Raw genomic sequence first — 26,367 nt, 5'->3', positions numbered from 1 at the left:
TACCTAATCTCTTCTCTTCCCTTTTTCTTCCTCGGAGCTCTTTTCTCCTGCCGCGAAGATGATCTCCGCTTCCGCCGCCAATTCCTCCCCCACCCAGGCCCGGCCTTGCGCCTTGCCCACCATCCCTTTCAGGCGCAAAATCTCCACCTCCAGGCGCAGGGTGTCTCCTGGTAGCACGGGGCGGCGGAAACGAGCGCGGTCGATGCCAGCCAGCAAAGGCAGTTTGTTCTTGAAATCGGCCAGCCCCATCACTGCCACCGCAGTGAGCTGGGCCATGGCCTCCAGTACCAACACCCCAGGCATCACCGGATACCCAGGGAAATGCCCCGGGAAAAAAGGCTCGTTGATGGTAACATTTTTAATGCCCTCGGCCCGTTTACCCGGCTCCAGCAAAGTCACCCGATCCAGGAGTAGGAAAGGATACCGGTGAGGTAAGATTTCGGTGAGAGCTCGGATCTCCATCAAGGCCGGCTCCCCCCCGAAGCAGGGTTGGCGGAAGCCGCAGGAGCCTGATCGGGGCTGCTCGAGCTACCGAGGGCAGAAGGGGATGCCTTGCCTGTGGAGCTGGAATGGGCAGCACTATCGCTTGGAGGGCTAGAAACTCCGGGAGAGGTAGGTGCCGGGCGCACCGGCTCGATCTGCACCTCCGGCAACCGATAAGATTTAGAGGAAGGTTCCTGGGTTGGAGAATTACTGGTAGACGAGCCATTGCTATGGCCGTTGGTAACCGGACTACCGGTACTTCCGGGAAGATTGGTTGGAGTCTGGCTCTTAGAGGGGAGAGAACCGCTGCGGCCGTTGCTTCCATAAGTGTGAGTTGGAATAGTGCTCTCGGAGCGGGGGCTGGTCTTTACCTCCACCCCACCCGGAGTCTCCTGGATAAATTGCTTGATAGGCTCTCCAGCCATGAGCCTGGCTACCACTTGCTTGGCCTCAGCGGGATCGACGTGCCAATAAGGATCATTGGCGAACCAGCCTGGCAGCACGCCGCCCACCACCTGCACATCGTGCATATCCGCAGCCATCTTTGCCAGAGCCACCGCTTGGCTCAAAGGCAAATTAGTGGTAAAGCAATCCCATATCTTAGGCAAGAGAACGGGCAAACGCAACAAATTAGCGGGCTTGGTCATCTCTGCCACCAGGGCTTTGAGAAATTTTTGCTGCCGCTCCACCCGAGCGATGTCGCCCAATGGGTCACTGCGATAGCGAACGTACATGAGAGCTTGCCGCCCATCTAAGTGCTGCACCCCCTTTTTAAGGTCAATGGAGTAAATTCCCCCGTCCTGAGGATCGTAATGGTACATATTCTTTTCCACATCGATGGTGATGCCTCCCAAGGCATCTATGAATTTAGCGAAACCCTCGAAGTTAAAGACCACATAATAGTCCACCGGCTGTCCTATGAGGCGGGAGACCACCCTACAGCTGAGCTCCGGACCCCCATAAAATAAAGCCTCGTTGATCCGATCCCGGCCGTGCCCGGGAATATCCACCAGGGTATCGCGAGGAATGGAGAGAGATATAATTTGCTTTTTAGCAGGATCAGCGCAGATATACATCATGCTGTCGCTACGGCCCCTGGTCTCGCCCTTACGCGCATCGCAGCCCATGACCAGGATGTGAATCTTTTCTGCCGCTAAAGCGCTCTGCCCTACCCCGGGTAGGAAACCTCTAAAGCCTAGGTATTGCCAGGCCCCATAAGCCCCCGCCGCCCCTAGCAAAAAGATTGCGGCAAGGGCCACCCAGAGTTTCTTGGGAGATTTCAAACGGCGCATTTAAGGTTTCATCTCCTTTCCGGCATTGACCTTAGGAAAAAGCTTGCGCTAAATTATTAGTTAGTTGTCTAGCAAGCTCTAAGGAGGATCAAACGGATGCGGCTGATCGATAACCAAGGCAAAATTCTGGGACTTATCAACGTGCTAGATCTTTTTCTGGTACTGCTGCTACTACTGGTAGTTGGCGGTCTCACCTACAAGCTTCTCCTCCCTCGCTCCTCGGTAGCACCTACCAAGGTTACTTTCGTGGTCGAAGTTCCTCACCTCACCCCTGAAATGGCGGAACTGGTTCATGTGGGTGACCGCATGGTGGCCGGCTCCGAATACACCGGGGTCAAGGTTATTGCTGTCAAAATCGAACCGGCCCTAACCACCGAAACCAACTCACAGGGGCAAAGAGTCCAAGCTTACGACCCGTATTTCAAAGATCTCTACGTGACTCTTCAAGGGGAGACCCCCTTGACCACGGCCAACATCCGCATGGGAAACCAAGAAATAAGAGCTGGCCGTGAATACTACGTCAAATCCCTAACCTATGAATTTAAGGGTACTATCACTAAGGTATCACTGGAACCGGCGCCGGACAAGCCCAGCTCGTAAAAAAAGAGCCGAAAGCTAGCGCGGCAACGCTATTTTTGTCCGTTGATGACTTTTTAAATTACGGTTAAAGGGCGGCACGGCTTCGCTCCGAACGGAACCAGAACCCTGGCAATCGGCGACGAAGGCAGCCAAAGCGGTGGTCCGAAGCAAAAACTACGCCACGAAAGACGCGCGATAGGAGCCTCCAATGAGGCGAGAGTTTCAGTAAAGTTTGCCCCCTCTCGGGACGATTATTGTGCAAACGTCAACGGGAGGGGAAAATATGGCCAAACCAGAGGACAAAGAAAAGAAAGAACGCTTTTTTAGCGTGCGCTTGAAGCTCTTTGGCAGTTTCGGAGCGGTGCTGTTGTTGCTGGTGATCACGGTGGTGGCCGGGATCTGGGGACTCAACCAGGTCCGGGCCAAATACGATGTAGTCATAGATCGCGGCTATTCCTGGCTTTACCAAGGAGAGCAGGTTACTACCTTAGCTTTGATGAGCACCCTCGATTTGCGTGATTACCTGCAGAACAGCGACCCCGCCGCTTGGAACCGCTTTCAAAACAAACTAGCGCAAGCCAGCCAAATGCTGCGCGATATAGCCAACACCACTTCCGATCCCCAGGTCAGGGAAACGATAACTTCTGTCAACCAGAAGCTAGCCCTTTACCAGCAGTCGGCCGAGCGGGTGAAAGAACTCCAGGACAAAGGCCAAAGAGAGGCCGCTACCCAGCTCAACCGCAGCGAAACCAACGCCCGCCTCCGCGAAGTGGCCACCACAATCGATGAACTGCAAAGCTACCTGCAAAAACGAGCCGAAAACCAGCTCGCCGAAGCCAGGCGCTACGAGGCCTTCTCCGCTCAAACGGCGCTATGGAGTGGAATCCTGGCCACTTTAGTGGGTATAGGCCTGGCTTACCTCATCGGCGTCCAGCTGTCCAACCCCATCCGCGCATTGGAGGCCGCCACCATGCGCGTGGCGCAGGGAGACCTCATGGTCAAGCTCCCCCGCATCAAAAACCGCGACGAGCTGGGGCAATTGATCCGCGCCATCGCCTTCATGCTGGGTAGCCTCCGCCGCCTGGCCGCCGAACTTAACCGCAGCGCCCAGCAATTGGCCGAAGAAACCAAAAATATCAGTCAAGGTGCCGAACAGGCTGCCACCGCCGCCACTACCGGTGCCACCAGCGCTACCCAAATAGCCGCCGCCATTCAGCAGGTCTCCGCCGGCGCGCAAAACCTGGCCGGCACCGCTCAGGAAATGGCCCGCCACGCCCAAGAAGGCCAGGGCGAACTCGACCGCATGGTGAAACAAATGGGTACCATCCAGGAGGTGACCCGCAATGCTACTCAAGCCATGCACCAGCTCAATCAGGAAGCCGGAGAAATTAACCGCATCGTAGAAGTTATCACCTCTATCGCCGACCAGACCAATCTCTTGGCCCTCAACGCCGCCATCGAGGCCGCTCGCGCTGGCGAGCAAGGCCGCGGCTTCGCGGTGGTAGCCGGGGAGGTCCGCAAGCTGGCCGAACAGTCGGCAAACGCCGCTAAGGACATTATGAAACTGATCCGCGCCATCCAGGAGGAAACCCACCAGACCACTACGCTTATGGACCGCAATCAGGAAGTGGTGCAGGAGGGCACCAAGATTACCCAGGGAGTGGCGCAACGCTTCCGCCAGATTCTCCAAGCGGTTAATGAGTTCACTGCCCAAACCGAGGAGATCGCTCGCGCCGCTCAAGAGGTGGCCGGCAACGCTACCAACGTGGCCGCCGCCGCCCAAGAGCAAACGGCTACCAGCGAGGAAACCGCCTCCGCCACTCAGCATTTGATCCAGCTGGCGGAAAAACTCCGCGCCGAGGTGGCCAAGTTCAAATACCAGGCTGCCTCGCAAACCTAGCACTCGCCAGCCAACGCCTGGCCTCCCTGGGAAAGCAGGCTTGCGCTAGAGCCTCTTTAGCGGATACAATGAAGGCCAGGTTAATCGCAGCCAGAGAAGGAGGCATTGGACGGTTTGCGCTTGGACGGGCGAGGCACTGGGGAACTCAGACCGGTAAAGATAATCCCCGGTTGTAACAAATACGCCGAAGGGTCTTGCCTCATCGAAATGGGCGACACCCGCATCCTCTGCACCGCCTCCGTGGACGACAAGGTGCCGCCTTTTCTCAAGGGCACCGGCAAAGGGTGGGTCACGGCTGAATACGGAATGCTTCCCCGAGCCACCGAAAGCCGCAACTTGCGCGAAGCCATCAAAGGTCGACCCAGCGGCCGCACCCTGGAAATCCAGCGGTTAATCGGGCGCTCGCTGCGAGCGGTGGTAGACCTAGAAGCGCTGGGGGAGCGCACGGTCATTGTGGACTGCGATGTGTTGCAAGCGGATGGCGGCACGCGCACCGCTGCCATCACCGGCGGCTTCGTGGCTTTGGTTTATGCTCTCGACTGGCTACGCAACGAAGGAGCCATTGAAACCCTGCCGGTGCAGGACCTGGTGGCTGCCGTGAGCGCGGGCAAAATCAAAGACTCTTATCTCTTGGATCTCACCTTTACCGAAGACTCGGTGGCCGAGGTGGATCTTAACGTGGTGATGACGGCTCAAGGCCACCTGGTGGAAGTGCAGGGCACAGCGGAAGGAAAACCCTTTACCCGCGAAGAGCTGAACCTGATGCTCAACCTAGCCACCGAAGGCATAAGATCATTGGTGTCCCTCCAGCGAGAAGCCCTGGGCACCTTGGCTAGCTTCATCGGGAGGCAGGACGAGAATGCTGAAAATAATCCTGGCCAGCCGCAATGAAGGGAAATTGAGGGAATTCCAAGCCCTCCTAGCTCCGCTAGGGTGGGAAATAGTTTCGCTCGCCTCTTATCCCCATCTTCCCGACATACCCGAAACCGGAGACAGCCTAGCCGCTAACGCTTTGCTTAAGGCTCGCACCGTCGCTCGCCTAACCGGCCTTGTCGCCATGGCCGACGACTCCGGCTTGGAAGTCGATTACCTGGGAGGAGCTCCAGGAGTGCGCTCCGCTCGTTTCGCCGGAGAACCGAGCAGTGATGCCGCCAATATAGCTTTGCTGCTGCAGTTGCTAAAGGGCGTGCCCTGGGAACAGCGGCGAGCTCGCTTCCGTTGCGTCATCGCCGTGGTCACACCGGAAGGTGAAGAGCACCTGGCGGAAGGGGCGGTAGAGGGTTATATTCTGGAGCAACCGCGCGGTGAGGAGGGGTTCGGTTACGACCCGGTTTTTTACCTTCCCGAATACGGCAAAACCTTCGCCGAACTGCCTCTGGAAATTAAAAATCGAATCAGCCACCGCGCCCGAGCTCTGGCCTCCATTAAGGAAATCCTATCCACTTTGACTTACCGCCGACCGTAAGCTATAATATGAATGGCGATAATAGTCGAGCGGGTGTAGCTCAATGGTAGAGCACCGGCCTTCCAAGCCGGCTACGTGGGTTCGATTCCCATCACCCGCTCCAAACAATAAAAAGATGGCCGAAAGGCCGCTTTTCCTCTTGTCAGCGTCCCGGTAGCTCAGCGGAGAGAGCAGCAGCCTTCTAAGCTGTTGGCCGGGGGTTCGAATCCCTCCCGGGACGCCATTTTACTGGCTATGCATGTGGCAATAGGACGGAGGGTGGGGATAACGGCATGACGCAAGACTTGCAGGACGGATCTCTTTTTCGCCGCGAACCTCTTTACCTCAATGAAGCCGAAAAAGAAGCGCTGCGTAAAGCGGGAGCCACCGTCAAGTACCCCAAGGGTCATATCCTCTGGGCTCCAGAAGAGATCGCCGACCGGGTTTACCTTCTGGAAAAAGGATGGGTTAAGATCTACCGCCTAACCGCTAATGGACGTGAAGTCACCGTGGGAGCTATCCGCAATCCCGGGGAGCTCATCGGCCTGGCCGAAGCTTTGTACCACGGCCAGCGCACCTGTTTCGCCGGCGCCATCACCGAGGTAACCCTGACCATTGTCAGCAAAAATAACTTCGTCGAGCTGCTTACTAAAAACCACCACCTGGCCCTAAAAGTGAGCAAGACCCTGGCTGCCAGGATGCGCGAAGCCGAAGCTCTGGTGCACGAATTGGTCTGCTGGCAAGTACCCGGACGCTTGGCGCTCTTGCTGCTCAAGATGGGAGAAAGCTGCGGCATAAAAGACGATGAAGGAATCCACATCAAGCTACGCCTTACCCACGAAGAACTGGCTGGTATGATCGGCACCACGCGCCAGACGGTGACCTCCCTGTTAAACACCTTCAAGAAAGAGGGCTCCATAGACATGGCGGGCAGGGAGATTACCATTCGTAATCCGCAGAAGCTGGCTGGCTGGGTGGTCTGATGAACTTGTCACCGGCCTATCGCCAACTCCCGGCGCAAGAGTTTGCCCACCGGGTAGGTGAGGCTTTCCGCCGAATGCAAGCTTGCGATCTCTGCCCCCGGCAGTGCGGGGTCAACCGCCTGCGAGGAGAAAAAGGGGTCTGCCGGGCGGGACGGGAAGCGGTGGTCTTCAGTTACGGACCCCACTTTGGCGAAGAGAGTCCTCTGGTAGGGACTTTTGGCTCTGGCACCATCTTCTTCACCTATTGCCCCTTAAAGTGCGTGTACTGCCAGAATTATGAGATCAGCCAGCTTGGCGAAGGCAGCCCCGTCAGCGTCGAGAAATTGAGTCGCATTATGCTGCACCTCCAGAAACAGGGATGCCATAACCTCAATCTGGTCACTCCCACCCACTTTGTCCCCCATATTTTAGCTGCTCTCTTCCGCGCCAGCCGGCAGGGGTTTTCCCTCCCGGTGGTGTACAACACCAGCGGCTATGAAGCCCTAGAAACTCTGGCCCTGCTGGATGGCATTGTGGATATTTACATGCCCGATTACAAATACGCCGATGGAGAGATCGCCGCCAAGTACTCGGGAGCGCGCGACTATCCAGAAGTGGCGAAGGTTGCCTTGCGGGAGATGCAACGGCAAGTGGGAGATCTAAAAATCAGCGAGCAAGGGCTGGCGGTCCGCGGGCTATTGGTGCGCCACCTGGTGCTACCAGCTGGCCTAGCCGGTACCGAACAGGTGATGGAGTTTCTAGCCCGCGAAATCTCCCCCAACTGTTTTGTAAACGTCATGGGCCAGTATTACCCTGCTTATCGGGCCCGAGAATTCCCCCCACTTGACCGCCGCCCCACCAGCCAGGAATACCGTCAAGCCTTGGAGGCAGCCCGCCGCTGGGGGCTCCGCCTCTACCAAGATTAACCGGTGAAGCCCAGAGCTCGCCGGTAGCACTCGGTGGCAGCTGCAGCCTCCCCCAATTCGGCTAAGATGCTAGCCCGCAGGCTCCACAGTCTCCGGTCGCTGACCTCCCCCGCCAGCCGGTGGCACAGAGCTAAAGCCTCGCCGTAGCGACCCAGATCTACCAAGCAGGAAGCCAAATTTAGCAAATAAATCGGCTTATCCTTCTCGCTGGCTATCGCCGCCGCCTCCTGGTATTGCGCCAGCGCCTCCTCTCCCCTACCGCAAGCTTCCAAAGCGAAGGCCAGGTTGTTGAGCAAGACCGGGTCGCACGCGCTGGAGCGCTTTAGCCGCAGAAGCAGGTCCAAAGCCTGCTCCGCCTTCCCGTTCTTTAAATAGCAGGCCGCCAGGTTTACTCCGAATTCCACATCGCCGCCGGACAGAAGGAAAGCTTCCTCCAGGCAAGCTTCCGCCTCGCGGTAGCGGTGCAGCTGAAAAAGGCAAAAACCCATATTGTTGTGGAGCTCTTCACCTTTCATGCCTCGCCGCTGCGCCTCCTGGAAGTAGCGGAGCGCTTCGCTATAGCGGCCCAGGCGACTCAAAGCCACCGCCAAGTTGAAGCTGAGCAGGGGGCCCCTTTCCCCCATTAAGCGAGCCTCCTGGAAGTTCCGCAAGGCTTCCTCCGGCGCGTCCAGCTGTAGCAGACACCAGCCGCGTTGAAAAAAAAGCGAGCTGGTGTGGCAACCCAGCGCCAGCGCGCGATCCAGGAAGGATAGAGCTCGCCGCGCCTCTCCCTGACGCCGCCAATAATCGCCCAACGATACCAGAATCCAGGCGGCATCGCGCCGGGGCAAACTGGCAGCCAAAGCCCCTACTCGATCCCCGGTCAGCTCTTTAGGCTGCAGCCGGGGCCAGGCCAGCAACACGCACTGCAAGGCACGCTCGGTTCGGTTCAGGTGGAAAGCTAGCCTCCCCGCCCATAACGCTAGGCGGCGATTGCGGGGAAAACGCCGCAACACTTTCTCCACCAGCCGCAAAGCTATGGCCCGCGCGCCCCAGAATTCGCAAACCCGTGCCGCCAGCAGCAGAGAGCTCCGCTGGAAGTAACGTATCAGCGCCACCCCAGGGAAGTCCCGAAAATGCACCATCAGCAACAGCCCCTCCTTTTAACCATTATCTACCAGCAATAAAATTGGCTGTGATATCAGCTCTATCCTTCCTTTCGGGGGGCAAAATTTTGCGACAAAGATCTATTTGGGTCTACATAGCGGTATAGGATCAGCGAAAAACTGTTGACGGGAAGGGTTTGAAGTAATAGAATTGGTTCACTCGCTGGAATAAGCTGGCTGAAGCCAGTATCTTCGAGGCCACGGAGGCTGCTAGGGGGGCTTTCCGTGGCTTCTTGTCGAGGAGGTGATGATCCGCTCACTTCCATCAAGAGCGAAACCGGGTGGTCCAGTCTCGAAAGGAGGAAAGACAATGCACATACCTGACGGTTATTTAAGCCCCTCTACCTGCGCCGTTTTCTTCGCCGCCATGATTCCGGTCTGGGCCGTAGCAGCCAAAAAAACGCGGGAGACCCTTCAGGCCAAGCAGGTTCCCCTCCTGGCCTTGGCGGCTGCTTTCTCTTTCGTCATCATGATGTTCAACGTACCCGTCCCCGACGGCACCACCGCTCACGCAGTGGGCGGCACGCTCGACGCCATAGTTTTAGGACCCTGGGCCGCCTGCATCGCCGTGTCCACTGCCCTAGTCATCCAGGCGTTGGTCTTCGGCGACGGCGGTGTCTGGGCCATAGGCGCCAACTGCTTCAATATGGCCTTCGTCCTACCCTTCGTTGGTTACGCCATCTATCGCGCTCTCAGCGTCGGAGGCCGGCGCCGGGTCTTAGCCAGCATGGTGGGCAGTTACATCGGCATCAACGCCGCCGCTTTTTGCGCCGCAGTAGAATTCGGCATCCAGCCCCTGCTATTCAAATCGGCCACTGGAGCTCCCCTTTACTGTCCTTACAGCCTTAGCCAGTCCATCCCGGCTATGATGCTAGCCCATCTCACCGTAGCCGGGATAGTGGAGGCCATAATCACCGGTCTAGTAGTCTATTACTTGCAAAAAGCCCACCAGGAAGATCTCTTCTTTGATGCTGCCCCGATAAGGAGGTAGAGGGCAATGCCAGTATATCGCAAGTTCTGGTTCTGGATCGTCGTGCTTATCGTCCTCTCACCCTTGGGCCTGTTAGCCAAAGGATCTGCCTGGGGCGAGTGGGGCAGTGATGAACTCAAAGAAATGCTGGGGCACGTGCCTGAGGGTTTAGCCAAGCTTTCCGGGACCTGGCACGCCCTCATGCCCGATTACGGACTCCCAGGCTACGACCAGACCTTCGGCCAACAGGCCCTGGGTTATATTCTCGCCGCCGTCGTGGGCGTGGTGCTGATAGCATTGGTAGCTTACATTTTGGGCCGCATCCTGGCCCGGTCGGATAAATGAGCGCCAGGCCGGTGTCCCGACATCGGGACACCGGCTTCATTGAAAAAAACCTGCGCGAGCTCCACCAGCTCTTCGCCGATGAACTCTTTGCTTCGGTTATGGCTCGCCAATCAGGCTTCTACCAGTCCCTGGACCCGCGCACCAAGGTGCTGGCTACCGTAGCCTTTATAGGAGTGGTGGGACTAGCGCACCATATTACCACTTTAGTGGTCCTGAATTTTTTGACTGTGGTGGTAGCCTGGCTCTCCCGCTTACCGCTGCGGCTTTACTTGGCACGCGTCTGGCTTTTTATCCCTCTCTTCACCGGAGTGATGGTCATTCCTGCTCTTTTCAACTGGATAACTCCAGGGGACCCAATCTGGGTTCTGATCCCCAAAGTCAGCTTTCACTGGGGAAGCCATTACTTCCAAGCTCCTTTGGCCATTACTAGGCAAGGAGTTCAGGGAGCGGTAACTATAGTGCTACGAGCCGCCGACTCCGTAGCAGCGGTGCTGCTATTAACTTTGACCACCGCCTGGCCCAGCCTGCTCAAAGCCCTGCGTGTATTCCGCATCCCCCTGCTTTTTGTGCTCATCCTGGAAATGGCCCTGCGTTATATCTTTCTGCTGCTCCAACTTTCTTTAGAAACCTTCGAAAGCTACCGGTTTCGCACCGTAGGTCCAGCGCCAGCCAAGGAAAAAAGGCGCTTCCTCGGCTCCCTTATAGGCAACGTCCTAATAAGAACCCAGGCGCTGAGCGAAGAAGTCTATCAGGCTATGCAGGCCAGGGGCTACACCGGCGAGCCCCGCTCGCTGGCTCCCAACCGCTTCCGTCGCATCGACTGGGTTTTCGGCTCCCTGGCACTAATAATATCGATCACCCTGCTTTACCTGGACCGCTACCTAATTTAGATCGAGATGGCGAACCACCAGATCCCCCACCTCGCTGGTGGTGTAACCCATGCGCCCAGCCGCCATACTCTTGAGATGGCGGGAACAAACCTCCTGTACCGCCCGCTCCACCCGGGCAGCCGCCCTCTCTTCCCCCAGGTACTCTAGCATCATGGCCAAAGCCATGATGGCGGCCAGCGGGTTGATCTGATTTTTCCCCGCGTACTTTGGTGCCGAGCCTCCGATGGGCTCGAACATGGAAACGCCTTCGGGATTAATATTACCGCCCGCGGCGATCCCCAGCCCTCCCTGGATCATGGCTCCCAGATCGGTGATGATGTCGCCAAACATATTGTCGGTGACGATAACGTCGAACCACTCCGGATTTTTCACCATCCACATGCAAATGGCGTCTACATGAGCGTAATCCCTGGTGATATCGGGGTAGGATTCGCCCACCGAATGGAAGACTCTTTCCCAGAGGTCGAAAGCATAGGTCAAAACGTTGGTTTTCCCGCAGAGGGTAAGTTTTTTCTTCCGGTTACGCTTGCGGCAATAATCGAAAGCGTAGCGTACGCAACGCTCTACTCCCTTATACGTGTTGATGGAAACTTGCAGGGCCACCTCGTCCTTGGTTCCTTTGCGTGAAAACCCCCCAGCGCCAGAATAAAGCCCCTCCGTGTTCTCCCGCACCACCACAAAATCTATATCCTCCGGCCCCTTATCCTTGAGAGGAGTTTCTACCCCTGGGTAAAGTTTGACCGGGCGCAGATTTATGTATTGGTCGAGCTCGAAGCGCAGGCGCAAAAGGATACCCTTCTCCAGGATGCCTGGTTTTACCTCCGGGTGGCCAATGGCCCCCAAATAAATGGCGTGGAATTGCCGCAACTCTTCGAGGACGCCGTCGGGCAAGGTTTCCCCGGTGCGAAGGTAGCGTTCACCGCCCAGATCGTAAAGCACGGTTTCGTAGCGAAACCCTTCCAGCTGCGCCACCGCCTCCAGCACTTTCAGCCCTTCGCGAACCTGCTCGGGACCGGTTCCATCACCCGGTATGACAGCAATCTTGTAGGTCAAAGTTCCCTTACCTCCAATGCCCCGGAAAATTTGAATTTAGGCGCTATTTTAATACAAGGGGGGTCTCTTTTCAACAAGCGGCTTTCCGGCTGACTCCCCACGCCCTCGCCAGCAGGGGAGGCGAAAAGAGCTCGCCGTGAGCCCTTACCGGCCTGCTCTTACCCTCCGCCCGAGACCCTTCCGCGAGACGGTTTACGCGCGAGCGGAGAGAAAAACTTGCTTTTACGCTCCGAAGCATGTAGTATTCTTCTTTGGTTCACCAGAAAAACTTCCGCGCGTAGGGAGGAGAACATGGAAGCCTGTGCTGCTGAACTCACCCGCAAGACCGGTATTCCTATTTCCGGTGCCGATCTTAGGCGAGTTTTTAGCGCCCTTAAAACTTCCGATGAATTCTGGCATATCACCCATCTTACCGGCCGACCTTTTAATGTGGTGGCCGAAAGCCTCAGGTGCTTTATCGAGCGAGGCTGGGTTAAAGCGGAGAACCAGCGCTTAACCCTTACCCCAGCGGGGGAAAGGCTAGCCCGCGAACAGGGAGTCGAGCCTTTCATCGAGTCGGGTTGCCAAGTCTGCAACCGGCGCGGCGTTAGCTTAGATTGCTGGCAGGGCCTGTTACAACGCTTCCGCGCCTGCGCCTCCGCCAGACCCCTCCCCGTCATCAACTACGATCAGGGGTTCGTCACCGAGGAAACCACCGTAGCCCGCATCGCCATGATGGCCGACCGTGGCGATATTCAGGGCAAAGAATTGCTAGTGCTGGGAGACGATGACCTGGTTAGCTTGGCGGCCGGACTCTCCGGACTCCCCCGGCGAGTGGTAGTGCTGGAGGTGGACGAACGCCTATCCCACTTTATTAACACCGTGGCAGCTAGAGAAAATCTGCCCGTGGAAGCTCATTCCTTCGACCTAGTGCACCCTTTGCCCTCGGAGTTGCGAGGTAGTTTTGATACCTTCCTCACCGATCCGCCGGAAACGCTGGAAGCGCTGTCCATTTTTATCGGGCGCGGGCTGGCTGGACTTAAAGGAGCTGGCTGCGCGGGCTATTTTGGCCTCACCCGGACCGAGTCTTCGCTGACCAAGTGGCGTGCTTTCCAGGCCAAAATCACCGGACATTTCGGCGTAGTTATAACCGATATTATCCATGACTTCAACGAGTACGTCAATTGGGACTATCTGCTTGAAAGCGTGCGCGATGATCTCCCCTTCGTCCAAACTTGGCCTCGCTACAATTGGTATCGCTCCGCTATGTTCCGTGTGGAAACGGTGGATGACCGCTTTTTCCGGTTGGAAGAAGGAATGCAAGGAGCTCCTCTCTACGAGGATGAAGAAGCGCTGATATTCACCCGTAGGTTTCGTAAGGAGTGATGGTACCTCCTCCCAGCACCAGATCCTCCTGGTAGAAAACGGCCGCTTGCCCTGGAGCCACGGCTTTCTGAGGAAAAGCGAAGTCCACCCGCACTCGCTCACCTTCGGGGCGGATGACGGCGGGAACGGCGGGAGCAGTATAGCGCACCTGCACCTCCGCCCGGACGGGCAGCGCAAGCCGGTCGCAGAGGATGAAGTTGAGTTCGTCTACCCAGCAATGGGAGCGATACAAGAACTCCTCCGGTCCAACCACCAGGGCATTCCGGCGGGGGTCGAGAGCCAAGATATAATAGGGCCGACCCCAAGCACGCCCCAACCCCCGCCTCTGCCCCACCGTATAATAAGCCAGCCCCCTGTGGGTGCCTACGACTTTCCCCTCTACATCAACAATGGGTCCCGGCTTTAAGCCATCTCCCGCCAACTCGCGGATCATTTCCCGGTAGTCGCGTCCCCGCAGGAAGCAAACATCCTGGCTTTCCGGGCGGGTGGGCAATCCCAGCCGCCTTATCAGCTCGAGGTTTTCGGCTTTACTACGATCCCCTAGAGGGAAGAGAGTGTAGGCCAGCTGCGATTGAGTCAAAAGGTAGAGAAAGTAGCTCTGATCCTTGCGTCTATCGCGTCCACGCGCCAAGAGATAGCGATTTCTAGCGGGATCAAAAAAAGCCCGAGCGTAATGCCCGGTAGCAAAAAAATCCGCTCCCAGCGCCCGAGCTCGCTCCAGGAGAAGACCGAACTTAAGCTTGTGATTGCACCACACGCAGGGGTTAGGGGTGAGGCCCGAAAGATAGGCCCGGACGAAGGGAAGAATGACTTCTTGCCGGAAAGGCTCTCGCAAATCGACCGTCCAATGCGCGATACCTAATCGTTGAGCCACCTCCACCGCTTTCTCTTCTTCGCCGGTAACCAGCATAGTGAGGGCAAAAACCTGATACCCCGCCTGCAAAAGCAGCCAAGCGGCGGCAACGCTGTCCACGCCCCCAGAAAAAGCTACCGCCACACGAGCCAAGCTTGGAGGATCACCCCTGAGGATAGAATTAAAACATAAACCCCGCGTGTGCCGTGAACCCTCAAAGTCACCATGAACCCGTCTCCCGACAGGTGGGTGCCCTCCTGGCTGTTTCTCGCTACCCGCCGGGTTTGCGATCCACCAGCCAGAGCCAGGCTCCCTTTTTCTTGGTGTTGGCTCAGGACTTCAAGAGGTCCACGCTCACCGCAGGGCCTTTTTCTATTGTTATAGTAGCACAATGAGACTCCAGGAGCAAGGTCCGGAATTAATTGGTGGTGCGCCGCTTACCAACTTGCAGCCGCACGCCAAATGAGCAGGCACTCCCGGATCGCCTTGGCGGCCAGTAAGGGAGCCAGGCCGGCCCGGTCAAAGGCCGGATTGACCTCCACCACATCGATCCCCACTAGATCCAGGCCCCGCAATGCGTGAATGAAATGAAATAGTTCGGAAGGAGCGATGCCACCGGGCTCCGGAGTTCCCACGCCAGGAGCGAAGGCCGGGTCCAGCACATCGATATCCAAAGTCAGGTAAAGAGGTTTGCCCTCCAGTTCCGGCCGCAACTTTTGAAAGGGGCGAAAAACCTCGTGGCGGTGAAGCGAGGTCCAGCTACGGGCAAAGTCCAACTCCTCCCGGTCCGCTGAACGAATCCCCAATTGGTAGACGCGTCCCGGACCTAGCATCTCGGCTACGCGCCGCATCACGGTGGCGTGGGAATAAGGGGTTCCCAGATACTCGTTACGAAGGTCGGCATGGGCGTCTAAGTGGAGCACCACCAGTTCCGGATAATAGCGAAAGACCGCCCGGATCGCCGGCAGGGACACCAGGTGTTCGCCGCCCAGAAGCACGGGGAGCTTTTGGTCCGCCAGTAGCCGGGATACGGCTCGCTCTATCACTTCCAGGGCATCTTTTACCCGGCCCAGAGGCAATTCGATATCCCCCAGATCGCTGAAGGGAACCGAGCGCAAATCCGCTTCCAGATCCAGGCTGTATTCCTCAAGGCATTGGGAGAGGTGACGAATGGCACACGGACCCTCCCGGGTGCCGGGGCGGAAACAAACGGTGACATCCAGCCCCGCTCCCAGAAGCACGGCCCGAGCCTGCTCGTAAGTGCTCTCCGCTCCCAAAAAGACATGCTTTCTAACTTGCATCTTCAATCCTGATCTAGGAGCTCGTTCAGAAACTGGGGGAGAGTGAAGGCAGCGTGGTGTATCCCGGCGTTGTAGTAGCGGTAGGGGAGCTCCGGGATAGAGATCGGCTCCACCTGCAAAGGATCGTATCTTTTAGAAGCCAGGGTAAAGCTCCACATTCCTCCCGGATAGGTGGGCACACAAGTCAAATAGAGACGCACCAGAGGAAAAAGCGAGCGCAGATAGCGGTTGATCTCGGCGATGAGCTCGGCGTTGAACAAAGGAGATTCGGACTGAGCCACAAAAAGACCATCGTCTTTCAAAGCCCTGGCAACTTCTTCATAAAATTGGCGACCAAAAAGGCCCCGCGCCGGCCCCACAGGATCGGGCGAGTCAACAATGATGACATCGTATTCCCCCGGGTGCTGGGCCACGTGCTCGATTCCGTCCTCGATGCGAAGCTCCAGTTTGGGGCTATCTAGGCCCTGACTAAGCTCAGGTAAAAATTGCCGTGAAGCGGCTATTACCCGCTCATCGATCTCCACCATCACGGCTTTAACCACCCGAGGATGGCGAACCACTTCTCGGGCAGTACCACCATCGCCCCCACCAATGATAAGCACTTTTTCTGGGCGAGGATGGGTATTAAGAGGAACATGAGCGATCATCTCGTGGTACATAAACTCGTCCCAGACGGTGGTCTGGACAATCCCGTCCAGGACCAGCACTCTATCTAAAACAGGCGTTTCCAGCACCGCTAAGTGCTGAAACGGGGTCTTCTCCACATGCAGAGTCCGGGTCACCCGGCAGCTGAAACGTAAATGGTCGTTCTGATTCTCGGTGTACCAGAGTTCCACGCTCTTTTTTCCCCCCTAATACCAGAGTGGCACCGCGGCCAGCGCGCAGGCCACACGCTGCACTTGGTGCTCCACTGCCTCAATCTTAATATCGGCCAACTCCATGCCCCGGTGCTCGAAGGCTTCCCGCACCATGCGCTCGATCCGATCCCTGGCCTCCTGGGCCGTACACTTGCCGGAAAACTCCATGATGACTCCAAAACTCTCTCGGGAAATCCCCACACCGCAGGCAGCCGAGATTATTTCTCCCGGAGTGGTAGAGATGATATAACCGTAAGCGGTAGGAACTAGCGATCCCGGCGGCAACTGTAGCTGGGGATCGTACTCGGTCCCCGGCGGAAGGATGCTGGAAACCCGGATAAGGTTGACATTACCTATGCGGGCTGCCAGCAAAGCGTTATCGAAGGCGTTAAGCGGCGTCGCCCCTTCGGCGGCTCCAGCGGTAACGAAGTATTTTTTGGGCGTAGGTAATCCCGGTGCCATTACTCTCACGCTCCCTTTCCCCGTCTCATTAATTTAATTAAGAATAGGCGGCTTTTATAACGGTGATAATTATACCTTCCCCTGAGCGCTACCGCTAGTCCTCAGGACAATTAATTTTTTCAGCGGGGCAAGCGGCGCGAGGAACGCCGACGCCCGGTGAAGCAGGCCACCTCTTTGTAACCGACGGTGCACAAGAGATCGAGTGCCAGGTCGAAATCTCGCCCCACGTCCTGGGGCCGATGCGCGTCCGATCCCAGAGTCACCGGCACCCAGTAACGCCGGCAGAGACGCAAAAACTCCACCGACGGATAGATTTCGCCCACCGGGTGACGCAGTCCAGCCGTGTTTACTTCCACCGCCAGATCGACTTCGGAGATGGCGGCCACCGTCTCCCGGTAAAGGAACAGCAATTCCCCCCGGGGCCGGAAACCGAATTTCTTGATAAGGTCGGGATGGGCCACGATGTCGAAAAGCCCGCTGCGGACCGACCGCTGCAAAGTGGTGAAATATCGCTCGTACAGGAGATCCACGTCCCACTTTTCGTACCCCGCGCTTTCCGCCGGGTTATCGAAACCCCAGCCGTCTAAAAAGTGCACCGATCCCAGCACGTAATCAAAAGGATAGGCAGCAAGAAGCGAAGCCAATTCCCTTTCCCAGCCGGGGATATAATCGGCCTCAATGCCTAGCTTAACCGATAAGCGGGCTTTGCCCCTCAATTCCTCCACTTCAGCCACGTACTCCCCGAGCTCCTCCATAGGCATGGCCAACCCTGCATCCCGCCGCTCCGGCGGCAAAAAATACAGAGGGAGATGATCGGCGAAGCCCAGCTCAGCTAGGCCCAGAAGCTCGGCTTGGCGCAGATACTCTTGCATCGAACCCACCGCGTGCCCACAACGCGCGGTATGCACATGGTAGTCTATAAGACTCATTTAATCACCCAAAGAGGCCGCCAGCGATTGGGTGAGAGCGTAGATGCGCTCGGCCAGTTCGGGAGAAAGAAGGCCGGTACCGCAGCTGGGAGTTATCAACCACTGGCGACGCAAGGCGGCTTCGTCGATCCCCTTGTTAGCCAGCTGTTCCCAGCAAGTCTGTAACCGGCGCTCCAGGCTGGAACTATCTTCCTCCCAGGCCTTCTCACTAGTGGGCACTATACCCCACGCCAGCACGCCACCTCGCTGGAGAAAGTCGGCCAACTCGCGCCGGAAGGGGAAAAGGGAGTTGAAATAACCGTAGGCGTCGAAACTTAGAATGTCGATGGGGAGCTCCAGCAGAAGGCTCCAGTCCACCGCGGCGCAAGAATGGGCTCCCACGTAAACCCCATCTTCTTTGAGCGCCGCCACCAGAGCTCCCATATCCGCCATTATCTGCTCTCGGCTGACGGTTATATAGGTGGATTGCCCGTAAATGCTAACGCCCGGCTCGTCTATGAAGATGGCCACCGGCCGGCCCCAGCGCTTGAGTTCTCTGGCCTGCCAGCGGGCCACCAGTTGCAGAGTGCGCAGGAGGAGTTCGCGGAGCTCGGGATCGTAATAGGCCGGGCGCCCGGAAGCGTCGGTCAGCTGAAAACCAGCGGTCAAAGGACCCACTATCTGGCCCTTCAAAGCCACAGCCTCGTCGAACTCCCCTTGAGCCATAGCCTCCTGGAAGGCGTAGAAACCGCTCATCGCTTCCCTGGGGGGAATAAAAGTGGCCAGCGCCTCTTCGCTCCCCTCCTCCGCTCCCAGATAATAGGTGTAGAAACGGGTCAAGCGCTCCGCCCAGTCCTCGCTCTGGTTGAGAAAGACCGGCTTATCCCCTTCTCCCAAGACCCCATGCACCCTTAACCCGCTTAAAAACTGGGTAACAAAACCTTCCGCCTGGGTGCGACGGGGCAACTGAGGCCAATGGGGCATAAGAGGAAAGGAGCGAGCGATAAGCGCCAAAGCTGGTTCCACTTCTTGGTGAGGCAGACTGCCTATCCCCGTGGCATACCCTTGCAACAAGCCTCCCAACCTCTCCTTTCAATCAGCCAAACGTGAATTGCAATTCCTCCCGTGAGCGCAAGAGCTCACGGTAGCGGGCGCAATATTCTTGAAAAGTTACCACGTACGTGGAGTGCGACCAGGCCAGCGGGGCGACCGAGAGCGGGGCACCGGTAAAAGGGTGAAGCTGCTCCGGCATAACACCAGTGGGCAGAGAGTGGCGGACGGACCACTCTAAAAGCTCGCGAGCGCGGCGCAGCTCATCGATGCTGCGGGCTATCCGCAAATAATATTGAGCCAGCCAGAGGGTGCAAATTATCCAAGGGTTACCCGGAGCGCGGGTAAGATCCTCGGTTTGCCGGAAGTAATAGTCCCCGTAATAGCGGGCGATGCCTCCCACCTCCGTTTTTACCCAAAGAGTCTCCCGCACCTTCTCCATGGTCTTGCCCACGCGGTGATCGTGCGGCGGGAGGACGCCGAAGAGAAAAACGCCAGCCACGCTGCTGTCCACCGTGGGATCGGGTTCGAAACAGCCGGTCTTCCGGTTAAAGATCAAACCCCGCAGGAAGCATTCCCGGTCCGGATCGTAAAGGTGCTTGAGGATGCCCTCCCTAACTTCCTCGGCGCTCTGGTGGTAGCGCTGGGCCAATTGCGGCTGGCCGAAGAGTTCCGCCATTGCTTCCGCCGCTTTGAGGCCCGCATACACCGTGGAGGCCGTATAGGTGAAAATGCCCCGCCGCTCCTCCCACAAATCATACGATTCCGCTGGGAGGCGCAAAGATTGGTCCACGTAGTTGCACAGAAAATGGGCCGCTGGCCGCACGTAAGCGTGGTATTGCTTTAAAACGAATTCGAGATCCCTCTCCTCCTGGTAGTATTCCCAGAGCGCCCAGATGACCAAAGCTGTCTCATCTTCCTGGATGGGGAGCTGAATCACCCCCTCCGCTAACCAGGGGTGCCAGCTAGAACCCACGGTGCCGTCAGGATTATACTTGTGCAAGAGATAGCCTTTATCAGTCAGGGCGTTGGCGCAAAATTCAAAGAACTTCCGGGTAAGCCGGCCGTAACCGGTTTTAATCAACGAATAAGCGATGAAAGCCCCGTCCCGCGGCCAGAGGTAACAATAGTGATCGCGGTTAGTGCAGAGAATATCGGAGTCAGGGGAAGCGATAATAGCCCCCTCATCGTCGACATGCACGCGGACGACAAGCAAGCTACGGCGGTAGGCCTTTACCAACGCCGGAGAAAGATCTTCCACCGCCTGCTCTTCCCGAGGGCGTACGGAAAGGAAAGCGCGGCTGAAAGTTTCCACCCGGAAAAGGAGCTCCTCCATGGTCTGATCGCGGGTAAACTGATCCAGCGCCCGCACTTCCTGGATATTGCGCCCCGCGCAGATCCAGTAAAAAATAGTTTCTTCCCCCCAAGGGGGGAGGAAAAGATTAAAGCCGATAGCGCTGTCCACCGAACCTTGGGCTATGGCGTTACCGCTCAAAACTCCGTCTTCGGCGTCGCGCCAGGTTCCTTCTGCCCCGCCGAAACCCTTCACCCCGGTGGCAAACTGGTCGAAAAACCCGCGGCTACTTTTGCCGGTGAACAAGAAATAGCGGTTGCGCTTGTAATGGCACAGAACGTGACGGAAAGGGTCAAAAAAAACGGTGTCCCCCACTTCGTTCTCGTCCACGGAAAAGTCCTGCCCGAAAAATAGCCGTATCTCCCGCTCCCGGTTGGATAGGTTTTGCACTACCACCCGCTTTAGGTAAATGTTTTCCCGCCGGTGCACAGCGTCGTTGATTAGCAGGCTTACCTCTAACTCGGCGTTAAAAGCTCGGCAATCGGTTACCAGCGCGTCCTCTTTGTAAGACAGGCATTTCTCCCAAACAGGTTGACTTACCCAGCTGAACTTGCCTTCCGTCCACACGCCTAGGCGATTTCGGTTGCCCTGGAGGTGATTCCACTGCCCAACATAGGGATAGAAAAAATCACGCATCTCTAAATTGCAATCAAAAGTTACCGTAATTTTACCGTTGCCTATCACCAGAGGGCGTGGCAATCTTTTCCCCTCCAACCATTTGTTTTTGCGCCAGGAGCTCCTGGTAGGCTTCCAACGTCAGCCCCGCTAGGTGGCGCCAGCAATAACGGGAGCGAACCTTAATCCAAGCGTGGCGGCAAAACTCTTCCGCTAGCGAGCGGTGGCGAAGAAGTTCGATCACATAACGAGCCAGTAAGAGGTGATCGCCCGGGGGGAAGCGGAAGCCGTCCACACCGTGTTCCACTAACTCCGACAGGCCCCCCGTGTCCCCCACCACCACCGGCACCTGCGCTGCCATGGCCTCCAGGGCCACAATACCAAAAGGCTCGTAGTGGCTGGGGAAGACCGCCACCGCCGCTTCCCGCAACAACGCCTCCCGAGCTTGCCCATCTACAAAGCCGGCGAAGGTTATGGCCTCCTCTAGCCCTTCTCGCCGCACCAACTCCCGGAGCTCTCCCTCATAGTAGCCCCGACCGCAGATCACCAGGCGAGCTCCCGGGACCTCCTTCCGGATCAAAGCTAGCGCTCGGATAAGATCCTGCACACCCTTCTCCGGCACCAAACGCCCCAGGAACACTATCAGCGGCTCTGGCGACGGAGGAGCCGGCCCCCGCCACCCCTTAACTCCCAAGGTTTCCGGATCGACTCCGTTGGCTATTACTTTTATCTTATCTCGAGGCAGGCCGAAAAGTCCACACACTTCTTGTGCCATATATTCGCTGCAGGTCACTACCAGGTTGGCCGCCCGCGCCAGCTCTCCTTCCTTCCCGCTGATCAGCGCCTGAAGGGGGGTGTGAATACCGCGGTGGCGCCCGTGCTCGGTGGCATGGATGGTCACCACCAAGGGGACTCCGAAGCAATCACGCCCCCAGCAAGCCGCTTCGCCGATCATCCAGTCGTGGCCATGAATTAAATCGAAACTTTCGCCAGCATTATTTAGGGATTCCATCTGCCGGATCATGGCCTGGTTCATATTCTCCACCCAGGCGAGAAAATCTCTCTCCTCCCCCACTCCCACCCGGTGGATCTTTATCCCCCCGCTCTCCTCGTGGGAGGGCGATCCGGGAAGGCCCACGGTCAAAACCGTGATTTCCTGCTGCCACCAGCGGGCCAACGCGCGGGTTAGATCATAAACGTGACGGCCCAGTCCCCCCACCACCCGTGGAGGGTACTCCCACGAGAGGAACAGCACCCGCAGGCGCGGTCTCGATATCTGCCCCCGCTGCCAAAAGCGGCTGTAAACCCGGTAATCCAGCTGGGGAAAAAGGTTATCCTTAGCCGCGCACCAGCGCAGCCAGTCTTCGTCCACGCGATCCTGCAAGAGCTCCTCCACCAACTTCCAGAAATTAGCTATATGCTCTTCTACCCGCCGCCGAGCGTACTCCACGGTGGAGCCGACGTAAAGAATAAAGGCCCAGTCGCTGGACTGAGCGAGTAGAAGTTCCCTGGCCGCCTGGTCGAGCACCCGCTTCCTCAGCCCCTGGGCCTCGGAATAGAGATCGCAAAGCGCTGTCATGCGGTTCTCCATCCGGTGAGTGTGGGGATAGATCCAATCGTTGGCTGGGTTAAGCCACACCCGGCTATAGCCGCCTTCACCCCAGCTGGAAAGGCTAAATTGAGCTCGTTGGGTAGGGGGGTAAGCCGCCAGATAGTCGGAAGGGGTGGCCAGTTCCAGATTCCCATCACCCGCATCCCCCAAGCGCATCAACTCTTCCAGCCACCAGGGGCCCTCAAACCACCAGTGGCCGAAAAGCTCGGCATCGTAAGGAGCCACGATGATGGGCGGCTGGCCCAGGCAGCGGCAGAGATAGGCCGCTTGCTCCAGCCTTTGATACCAGAAGTGGCGAGCGTGCTCAGCTGCCTTTTCCCGCGCCCGCTCTGGCTGGTAGATCTCTTTGTCCTCGCGGCCAGTGATGCGGTAATATTTGAAACCGGTGTCCGTCCGCACCGCATCGGAAGGAAGGTAAGGCTGCAAATAGTCCCAGGGGAGCTCATAGCCGATGTCCCGGTAATATTCCCGGTACCAATAATCGCCCGGATAGCCCATGTGCCGATCCCACACCTGGCGAGAACTGTCCGGATCGCGCCCCAAAGCCGCCACCCCGGCTGGGGTGAGAAGAGGAGCGTAAACTCCAGCGCGCGGCGAAGGCGAAGCGCTTAAAATCCCGTGGGTCTCTAGGAAAAAGTAACGAATTTCCTCTTCGGCCAGCAACTTGTCCACCCCAGGCACGTATCCGCATTCCGGCAGCCAGAACCCCGCGGGTCGATAGTCAAAGTAGTGGGCAAAACAATCGATTCCGACGGCTATCTGCGCCCGCCGCGCCTCGCGCTCTTTGATCAGGGGCAAATACCCGTGCGTGGCGCAAGTGGTTATCAACTCCAGTTTCCCCGCCACCGCCAAGCGTTTAAAGGCCCGAATCAGGTCCCGTCCCCATTCCTCGGTAAAGAGCTGGTAATGGCGCTGGAAACGCTCCCGGTAGAAACTGGCCAAAGGGTAGAAAGGAGTGGCGGCCGTGCGCTCCAATTCTCGCTCCGCCAACGCCAGAAGCCGTTCCAGATAGCGTTCAAAGCGCCCTAGCAGCAGTGGATCGGCCAACATGCTCAGTAGAGTAGGAGAGAGGGAAAGCGTCAGGCGGAAACGCTTTCCCTCTTCTGCCAGGCGTTGAAGCCCGTCCAATAGTGGCAGGTAACATTCGTTAAGCGCCTGGTAAAACCAGTTTTCCTCTAACTGCCTCTCCTTTTCCGGATGCCGGACAAAAGGAAGGTGGGCGTGCAATACCAAAGCCAGGTATCCGCGCGCCAACGTATCCTCACTCCTTAAACTTTAAAATTTAACTCTAGCTTAACTAGGGGTAAGCCAAGAGAAATAACTCACACCCATAACCGGTTTTGCAAGCTGCGCCACCCGCTCTTCCGGCACCTCAAACTCCGGCCTGGTTTCTGGCGAGGGAGGTTGCCAGGGAGCAGGGAGAGGAGGGGTAGCTGCCCAATCGGAGACCAGCAGAGGAATGAAAAAGTCACCCTCCCACCAGCCCAATTCGCAGCGATAGCCCACACCCGCCTCCAATTCGTTAAAGTACCAATCTCCGCAGAAGAAAGCAGGGAAAACTTCGCGCAGCAAGTTTGACTCGACCCCGCGACGGCACCAGAGACGCAAACCCCATTTTTTGCCCGCCATAAGGACTTGAGTGCAAGGCGAAAGGTCCCAGTAAACAAATAGCACCGAAGGCTCTCGGGGAATTACCATCAAGGTGTTATCCTCCCCGCTTTCCCCGGAGAAGCGCGATCTCCCCATACCCGGGCCTCCTCTCTCCGGAAATGTATTAGGATTAGGTATCTACACATGCTCCTTCCTCCCCGCCATTTTTATCCTGCTCATTCTTATTTTAGCATGACGCAGAACTTAAAGACATAAATTTTTTCGCTGGGGCGAGAAAAATGATCGAGGGAATCGCAGGGCTAGTTTTATTGCTGGGGGGTCTCAAACTCCTGCAAGAAGGATTGACCCGCCTGGGAGGCGGGTGTAGCCAAGCGCTGCTAGCCAGAGTATTGGCCGGCCCTTGGCGCTCATTTGCGGGCGGAACAGTGGCGGCAGCTCTAACCCAGAGCAGCACAGTGGTATCAGTTTTCACCATTAGCCTGGTGCACAGCCACCTGCTGCCCTTGCCGGAAGCCATCGGCGTTATATTAGGAGCCAATCTAGGAACTTGCTTAACTGTGCAATTAATGGCCTGGCACCCGGAAAACCTTGCCTGTTTCCTGGGTACCGTCGGAGCTTTACTCGCTTGCCTGCGCCCGCCCTGGCGCTATCTAGGCCTGGGCCTGCTGGGCTTGAGCCTGTTATTCGTCGGCATCACCTGCCTAGAAGCCGGCTGTCAAGCAATGAGAACTCCCGCTTTTCTCTTTCCCTCGCCGCCAAACGGTGAACCCAACCAATTCCTGGTCTTCCTTGCCGCCACCCTGACCACCGCTATGGTGCATTCCTCCAGCTTGACCACCGGCCTCTCCATGGCTCTCTACGCCCAGGGAGTGATCAGCCGCCAAACTGCGCTGGTGCAGGTCTTGGGCAACAACCTGGGAACGTGTTTCACCGCTCTCCTGGTATCCCTGGCGAGCTCTAGCGCCGGGCGCAGAGTGGCGGTGGCTCACTTTCTGGTAAACCTGGCGGGAGCACTGCTCTTTTTCCCCCTGCTGGGGCCTTGGGGCGAGCTCTCTGAACGGCTGAGCTCCGGAGCCGCCCATGAAATCGCCAACGCTCACACTCTCTATAACCTGGCCACAGGGCTAATATTTCTTCCCTTCGCTCACCCCCTGGCCCGGTTCCTGGAAAAAATTTTACCCTAGCGCTGATAGCGATACCGGCGCCGGCGCCGGGACCAATAAACCAAGCCCAGGACTATCCCCAGAAACCCCAAAGTCACCTTGCCACCAGAGCGCTGCCATAGAGGAAGCAACGTCACCGTATTGCCGGCCAACAACGGAATCCTCACCTCTCCTTGAGTTCCGGTCAGCACAATGTCCCCCACCTGGCTACCGGCCTTAACCGGCAACCGCAGCGGCTGCACCAGCAGCCGCCAGGAGGGCAAAGAAGCGCTATGGTCTTCACGGGGCAGGTAATAGGTGAAATTATCCCCCGCGACCATCTCTAAAGGTTGATTTCCCCCAGGCACAGATATTTGCCCCAATACTTCTCCCTTTTGGAAAATACGAGCCGGCTGAAAGGCGTTGAAGCCGTAGTCCAAAAGCTTGGTGGCATCGTTCCAGACCTCGGTACCTTCGCTTTTAAAGACCACGGCTATGAGCTCCCGGCCCCCTCGCTGAGCCGAAGCCACCAGACACTGCCCAGCTACGGTGGTGTAACCGGTTTTAACCCCATTGGCACCTTCGTAACGCCATAAAAGCTTGTTGTGATTGACCAGGACATAGGGGTCAGGTGCGGAAGAGCGGTGCATGGCGTAGGCCTTGGTAGCCACGATTTCCCGGAAAATACGATTGCTGAGCGCTGCTCGCGTGATCCGGGCCATGTCCAAAGCGGTGGTGTAATGATCGGGATCGGGTAAACCGTGAGGGTTGGTGAAATGCGAATGGGTAGCCCCGCAGGCCTTGGCGGTCTCATTCATAAGCCGCGCGAAAGCGGGGATACTTCCGCTTACCTTGAGAGCCAAGGCCACCGCCACATCGTTGGCCGAATCGAGCAGGAGAGCGTAAAGGGCGTCTTTGACCGAGATCTTTTCCCCTTCTTGGAGCCAGATAGAAGAACCCTCAACTCCCACCGCCGGTGGTCTCGCCACCACCTCGCTATCCAAACGAGCATGTTGCAGCACCACCAAGCCGGTAAGTATCTTGGTGGTGCTGGCCGGATACATGCGCGCCTCCGGATTCTTAGCGTATAGAATCTGCCCCGTCTCAGCCTCCATAAGCACTGCTGCCTCCGCCTTGAGATCCGGGACAGCAGCCCAGGCAAAGTGAGTTCTAAGGCCTAGACAGCAGAGACTCAAACAGACAACGATCGCAATCGCGCGGCGCAAGCGCATCACCCTTGCCAGAAAG

The 26,367-nt window shown here is 57.3% G+C and carries 25 protein-coding genes, 2 tRNA genes and 1 other RNA gene; 13 read left to right on the top strand and 15 right to left on the bottom strand.

The window, feature by feature from the left end; translation table 11 throughout:
• Positions 1-3: 3 nt before the first annotated feature.
• On the bottom strand, positions 4-462 hold the full coding sequence (gene fabZ, locus ACTLLP_RS10210; RefSeq protein WP_441059546.1) for a 3-hydroxyacyl-ACP dehydratase FabZ: 459 nt from the start codon (positions 460-462) through the stop codon (positions 4-6).
• Positions 462-1,775, bottom strand: coding sequence for an LCP family protein (locus ACTLLP_RS10205; RefSeq protein WP_441059544.1), 1,314 nt, complete (start codon positions 1,773-1,775; stop codon positions 462-464). Before ACTLLP_RS10205 ends, fabZ begins: the two co-directional genes overlap by 1 nt.
• Before the next feature lie 96 nt (positions 1,776-1,871).
• On the opposite strand from ACTLLP_RS10205, the gene ACTLLP_RS10200 reads away from it, so the two are divergent.
• From ACTLLP_RS10200 to ACTLLP_RS10165, 8 genes are all read left to right on the top strand, one after another.
• Positions 1,872-2,375, top strand: coding sequence for a DUF4330 domain-containing protein (locus tag ACTLLP_RS10200; RefSeq protein WP_441059542.1), 504 nt, complete (start codon positions 1,872-1,874; stop codon positions 2,373-2,375).
• A gap of 262 nt (positions 2,376-2,637) precedes the next feature.
• On the top strand, positions 2,638-4,254 hold the full coding sequence (locus tag ACTLLP_RS10195; protein ID WP_441059540.1) for a methyl-accepting chemotaxis protein: 1,617 nt from the start codon (positions 2,638-2,640) through the stop codon (positions 4,252-4,254).
• 114 nt (positions 4,255-4,368) lie between these two features.
• Positions 4,369-5,145: a ribonuclease PH gene (rph, locus tag ACTLLP_RS10190; RefSeq protein ID WP_441059538.1), complete on the top strand. Its 777-nt coding sequence runs from the start codon at positions 4,369-4,371 to the stop codon at positions 5,143-5,145.
• Complete coding sequence (locus tag ACTLLP_RS10185) at positions 5,114-5,719, top strand: XTP/dITP diphosphatase (RefSeq protein WP_441059536.1); 606 nt, start codon at positions 5,114-5,116, stop codon at positions 5,717-5,719. Before rph ends, ACTLLP_RS10185 begins: the two co-directional genes overlap by 32 nt.
• A gap of 29 nt (positions 5,720-5,748) precedes the next feature.
• A tRNA-Gly gene (locus tag ACTLLP_RS10180) sits at positions 5,749-5,822 on the top strand.
• A gap of 44 nt (positions 5,823-5,866) precedes the next feature.
• A tRNA-Arg gene (locus ACTLLP_RS10175) sits at positions 5,867-5,942 on the top strand.
• A 49-nt stretch (positions 5,943-5,991) separates the two neighbouring features.
• Complete coding sequence (locus tag ACTLLP_RS10170) at positions 5,992-6,681, top strand: Crp/Fnr family transcriptional regulator (RefSeq protein WP_441059534.1); 690 nt, start codon at positions 5,992-5,994, stop codon at positions 6,679-6,681.
• Complete coding sequence (locus tag ACTLLP_RS10165) at positions 6,681-7,586, top strand: radical SAM protein (protein WP_441059532.1); 906 nt, start codon at positions 6,681-6,683, stop codon at positions 7,584-7,586. The genes ACTLLP_RS10170 and ACTLLP_RS10165 overlap by 1 nt, the downstream gene beginning before the upstream one ends.
• Here the strand turns inward: ACTLLP_RS10165 and ACTLLP_RS10160 are convergent.
• Positions 7,583-8,710 carry a tetratricopeptide repeat protein gene (locus ACTLLP_RS10160; protein ID WP_441059530.1) on the bottom strand — a complete coding sequence of 376 codons (1,128 nt, stop codon included), beginning with the start codon at positions 8,708-8,710 and terminating at the stop codon, positions 7,583-7,585. The two genes, ACTLLP_RS10165 and ACTLLP_RS10160, sit on opposite strands and share 4 nt — an antisense overlap.
• 331 nt (positions 8,711-9,041) lie before the next feature.
• On the opposite strand from ACTLLP_RS10160, the gene cbiM reads away from it, so the two are divergent.
• The 3 genes from cbiM to cbiQ are packed head-to-tail and all read left to right on the top strand — an operon-like array spanning position 9,042 to position 10,936.
• On the top strand, positions 9,042-9,722 hold the full coding sequence (gene cbiM, locus ACTLLP_RS10155; RefSeq protein ID WP_441059528.1) for a cobalt transporter CbiM: 681 nt from the start codon (positions 9,042-9,044) through the stop codon (positions 9,720-9,722).
• A 6-nt stretch (positions 9,723-9,728) separates the two neighbouring features.
• Complete coding sequence (locus ACTLLP_RS10150; RefSeq protein WP_441059526.1) at positions 9,729-10,046, top strand: PDGLE domain-containing protein; 318 nt, start codon at positions 9,729-9,731, stop codon at positions 10,044-10,046.
• Positions 10,047-10,057: 11 nt separating this feature from the next.
• Complete coding sequence (cbiQ, locus tag ACTLLP_RS10145; protein WP_441059524.1) at positions 10,058-10,936, top strand: cobalt ECF transporter T component CbiQ; 879 nt, start codon at positions 10,058-10,060, stop codon at positions 10,934-10,936.
• On the opposite strand, the gene ACTLLP_RS10140 is transcribed toward cbiQ, so the two are convergent.
• Positions 10,928-11,989, bottom strand: a complete 1,062-nt coding sequence (locus ACTLLP_RS10140; RefSeq protein WP_441059522.1) for a 3-isopropylmalate dehydrogenase — start codon at positions 11,987-11,989, stop codon at positions 10,928-10,930. The two genes, cbiQ and ACTLLP_RS10140, sit on opposite strands and share 9 nt — an antisense overlap.
• Positions 11,990-12,280: 291 nt before the next feature.
• On the opposite strand from ACTLLP_RS10140, the gene ACTLLP_RS10135 reads away from it, so the two are divergent.
• A complete protein-coding gene (locus tag ACTLLP_RS10135; RefSeq protein ID WP_441059520.1) occupies positions 12,281-13,354 on the top strand; it encodes a bis-aminopropyl spermidine synthase family protein in 1,074 nt (357 codons plus the stop codon).
• Here the strand turns inward: ACTLLP_RS10135 and mnmA are convergent.
• From mnmA to ACTLLP_RS10085, 10 genes are all read right to left on the bottom strand, one after another.
• The gene (gene mnmA / locus ACTLLP_RS10130; RefSeq protein WP_441061766.1) at positions 13,329-14,351 is read right to left on the bottom strand and encodes a tRNA 2-thiouridine(34) synthase MnmA; all 1,023 of its coding nucleotides are present in this window, start codon (positions 14,349-14,351) and stop codon (positions 13,329-13,331) included. The two genes, ACTLLP_RS10135 and mnmA, sit on opposite strands and share 26 nt — an antisense overlap.
• A 44-nt stretch (positions 14,352-14,395) precedes the next feature.
• Positions 14,396-14,576, bottom strand: a non-coding RNA gene (ssrS, locus tag ACTLLP_RS10125) — 6S RNA.
• Positions 14,577-14,644: 68 nt separating this feature from the next.
• Positions 14,645-15,508 (bottom strand): agmatinase, encoded by an 864-nt coding sequence (gene speB / locus ACTLLP_RS10120; RefSeq protein WP_441059518.1) that lies wholly within the window; start codon positions 15,506-15,508, stop codon positions 14,645-14,647.
• 2 nt (positions 15,509-15,510) lie between these two features.
• Positions 15,511-16,344: a polyamine aminopropyltransferase gene (speE, locus tag ACTLLP_RS10115; protein ID WP_441059516.1), complete on the bottom strand. Its 834-nt coding sequence runs from the start codon at positions 16,342-16,344 to the stop codon at positions 15,511-15,513.
• A 15-nt stretch (positions 16,345-16,359) separates the two neighbouring features.
• A complete protein-coding gene (locus tag ACTLLP_RS10110; protein ID WP_441059514.1) occupies positions 16,360-16,827 on the bottom strand; it encodes a pyruvoyl-dependent arginine decarboxylase in 468 nt (155 codons plus the stop codon).
• Positions 16,828-16,946: 119 nt separating this feature from the next.
• Positions 16,947-17,756: a histidinol-phosphatase HisJ family protein gene (locus ACTLLP_RS10105; protein ID WP_441059512.1), complete on the bottom strand. Its 810-nt coding sequence runs from the start codon at positions 17,754-17,756 to the stop codon at positions 16,947-16,949.
• On the bottom strand, positions 17,757-18,809 hold the full coding sequence (locus ACTLLP_RS10100; protein ID WP_441059510.1) for a uroporphyrinogen decarboxylase/cobalamine-independent methonine synthase family protein: 1,053 nt from the start codon (positions 18,807-18,809) through the stop codon (positions 17,757-17,759).
• 22 nt (positions 18,810-18,831) lie between these two features.
• Complete coding sequence (locus ACTLLP_RS10095; RefSeq protein WP_441059508.1) at positions 18,832-20,838, bottom strand: glycoside hydrolase family 15 protein; 2,007 nt, start codon at positions 20,836-20,838, stop codon at positions 18,832-18,834.
• Complete coding sequence (locus ACTLLP_RS10090) at positions 20,807-23,620, bottom strand: 1,4-alpha-glucan branching protein domain-containing protein (protein WP_441059506.1); 2,814 nt, start codon at positions 23,618-23,620, stop codon at positions 20,807-20,809. The genes ACTLLP_RS10095 and ACTLLP_RS10090 overlap by 32 nt, the downstream gene beginning before the upstream one ends.
• Before the next feature lie 39 nt (positions 23,621-23,659).
• A complete protein-coding gene (locus tag ACTLLP_RS10085; protein WP_441059504.1) occupies positions 23,660-24,112 on the bottom strand; it encodes a DUF4912 domain-containing protein in 453 nt (150 codons plus the stop codon).
• 143 nt (positions 24,113-24,255) lie between these two features.
• Between ACTLLP_RS10085 and ACTLLP_RS10080 the strand changes: the two genes are divergently transcribed.
• On the top strand, positions 24,256-25,161 hold the full coding sequence (locus ACTLLP_RS10080; protein ID WP_441059502.1) for a Na/Pi cotransporter family protein: 906 nt from the start codon (positions 24,256-24,258) through the stop codon (positions 25,159-25,161).
• Here the strand turns inward: ACTLLP_RS10080 and ACTLLP_RS10075 are convergent.
• Positions 25,158-26,351: a D-alanyl-D-alanine carboxypeptidase family protein gene (locus ACTLLP_RS10075; protein WP_441059500.1), complete on the bottom strand. Its 1,194-nt coding sequence runs from the start codon at positions 26,349-26,351 to the stop codon at positions 25,158-25,160. The genes ACTLLP_RS10080 and ACTLLP_RS10075 overlap by 4 nt on opposite strands.
• Positions 26,352-26,367: the final 16 nt, after the last annotated feature.

It is taken from the genome of Desulfothermobacter acidiphilus (assembly GCF_052073645.1).
Classification (GTDB): domain Bacteria; phylum Bacillota; class Desulfotomaculia; order Desulfotomaculales; family Ammonificaceae; genus Desulfothermobacter; species Desulfothermobacter acidiphilus.
This window is presented reverse-complemented; position numbering and strand designations above follow the sequence as displayed.

What these genes read in the sequence shown, in the direction of transcription:
- ACTLLP_RS10170 (WP_441059534.1), top strand. Translation starts at nt 5,992, where the DNA reads ATGACGCAAGACTTGCAGGACGGATCTCTTTTTCGCCGCGAACCTCTT.
- ACTLLP_RS10150 (WP_441059526.1), top strand. Translation starts at nt 9,729, where the DNA reads ATGCCAGTATATCGCAAGTTCTGGTTCTGGATCGTCGTGCTTATCGTC.
- ACTLLP_RS10200 (WP_441059542.1), top strand. Translation starts at nt 1,872, where the DNA reads ATGCGGCTGATCGATAACCAAGGCAAAATTCTGGGACTTATCAACGTG.
- speB (WP_441059518.1), bottom strand. Translation starts at nt 15,508, where the DNA reads ATGCAAGTTAGAAAGCATGTCTTTTTGGGAGCGGAGAGCACTTACGAG.
- ACTLLP_RS10135 (WP_441059520.1), top strand. Translation starts at nt 12,281, where the DNA reads ATGGAAGCCTGTGCTGCTGAACTCACCCGCAAGACCGGTATTCCTATT.
- ACTLLP_RS10195 (WP_441059540.1), top strand. Translation starts at nt 2,638, where the DNA reads ATGGCCAAACCAGAGGACAAAGAAAAGAAAGAACGCTTTTTTAGCGTG.
- ACTLLP_RS10160 (WP_441059530.1), bottom strand. Translation starts at nt 8,710, where the DNA reads ATGGTGCATTTTCGGGACTTCCCTGGGGTGGCGCTGATACGTTACTTC.
- ACTLLP_RS10080 (WP_441059502.1), top strand. Translation starts at nt 24,256, where the DNA reads ATGATCGAGGGAATCGCAGGGCTAGTTTTATTGCTGGGGGGTCTCAAA.
- ACTLLP_RS10165 (WP_441059532.1), top strand. Translation starts at nt 6,681, where the DNA reads ATGAACTTGTCACCGGCCTATCGCCAACTCCCGGCGCAAGAGTTTGCC.
- ACTLLP_RS10105 (WP_441059512.1), bottom strand. Translation starts at nt 17,756, where the DNA reads ATGAGTCTTATAGACTACCATGTGCATACCGCGCGTTGTGGGCACGCG.
- ACTLLP_RS10110 (WP_441059514.1), bottom strand. Translation starts at nt 16,827, where the DNA reads ATGGCACCGGGATTACCTACGCCCAAAAAATACTTCGTTACCGCTGGA.
- ACTLLP_RS10205 (WP_441059544.1), bottom strand. Translation starts at nt 1,775, where the DNA reads ATGCGCCGTTTGAAATCTCCCAAGAAACTCTGGGTGGCCCTTGCCGCA.
- ACTLLP_RS10185 (WP_441059536.1), top strand. Translation starts at nt 5,114, where the DNA reads ATGCTGAAAATAATCCTGGCCAGCCGCAATGAAGGGAAATTGAGGGAA.
- ACTLLP_RS10085 (WP_441059504.1), bottom strand. Translation starts at nt 24,112, where the DNA reads ATGGGGAGATCGCGCTTCTCCGGGGAAAGCGGGGAGGATAACACCTTG.
- ACTLLP_RS10075 (WP_441059500.1), bottom strand. Translation starts at nt 26,351, where the DNA reads ATGCGCTTGCGCCGCGCGATTGCGATCGTTGTCTGTTTGAGTCTCTGC.
- cbiM (WP_441059528.1), top strand. Translation starts at nt 9,042, where the DNA reads ATGCACATACCTGACGGTTATTTAAGCCCCTCTACCTGCGCCGTTTTC.
- fabZ (WP_441059546.1), bottom strand. Translation starts at nt 462, where the DNA reads ATGGAGATCCGAGCTCTCACCGAAATCTTACCTCACCGGTATCCTTTC.